Raw genomic sequence first — 943 nt, 5'->3', positions numbered from 1 at the left:
CGCCAGCGCCATGCCAGGGAGCTCTCCCTCGTAGGCTCGCTTGAGAAACTCGCCCCTGCGCGCCAGGGTGGCCGTGTCGAAGAACTGGCAGCGTCGCTGCAAGTCCTGCTTCTCCTTGATCCATTGGTCCATGTTGAAGCCAGGAGTCTTCTCGAACACTTGCCGCAGCGGGCCGCCCTGGTCGCGTACGCTGTACGCGAATTCGATTGTCTGGGTCGCATGCTCGCATCGCTCGAGCACGTCGGCTGCTTTGYGCGCCTGCGCTGGCGTCGCGCCCTCTTCCAACGCAAGCTGCACCGTGCGCAGTTCATCGGGTGTCGATGAGGCCGGCGTGCGCAGGGACGGGGGAAGCGCAGCCGGCATGGCCGCGCTCGCCGGCTGGGTAGCGGCATCGGCCTTCGCGTCGATGACCGGCCGCAGCAACGTTCCCTGGAGCGTTGCCGAGGTCGGGGCTGGCAGTGAAGGCGGCAGTGAGGTGGGCGCCTCGGCCGATCGGTTCAGTAGCCAGCTGCCGGCGGCCAGCGCTAGTGCGACGGCCGCGACGGCTGCGACCGTCCACGCTGTGCGAATGGGCACGGATGCGGACCCGGCCACTTTTCCCGCCACCGCTTACTTTTGCGGCGCCGCCGCCGCGCCATCCACCCGGATCACGCGCCGCGTGCGGCCTTCGGTGTCGTCCAGGGACTCGCTGACCAGGCGGTTGTGCTGCTCCCAGTCCTCCGCGCTGCGGATGATGCTGGGCTTGATGAGGACGACGAGCTCGCGCTTGCGGCCGTTGTTGGCGCGATTGCCGAACAGCATGGACGTCAGCGGGTTGCTGTCGGCACCCGGCACGCCCGAGCCGCGGCGCGTGGCTTCCATCTGCATCAGGCCGCCGATGGCGACGATGTGGCCGTCGGGGATGCGCACCACGGTGTCGCTCTCGTTGACGCTGGCGCTGGCC

Annotated in this window: 1 protein-coding gene and 1 pseudogene; both read right to left on the bottom strand. The window is 68.9% G+C overall.

Features of this window, described 5'->3' with window-relative positions; translation table 11 throughout:
* Positions 1-423: hypothetical protein (locus ACXJKR_RS33565; protein WP_457326544.1), on the bottom strand; the 423-nt coding region annotated here is incomplete at its 3' end.
* Between the two features lie 186 nt (positions 424-609).
* Positions 610-943: pseudogene (locus ACXJKR_RS33560) on the bottom strand (hypothetical protein); the annotation flags it as partial.

This window comes from Roseateles sp. P5_E11, from assembly GCF_054049355.1.
This window is presented reverse-complemented; position numbering and strand designations above follow the sequence as displayed.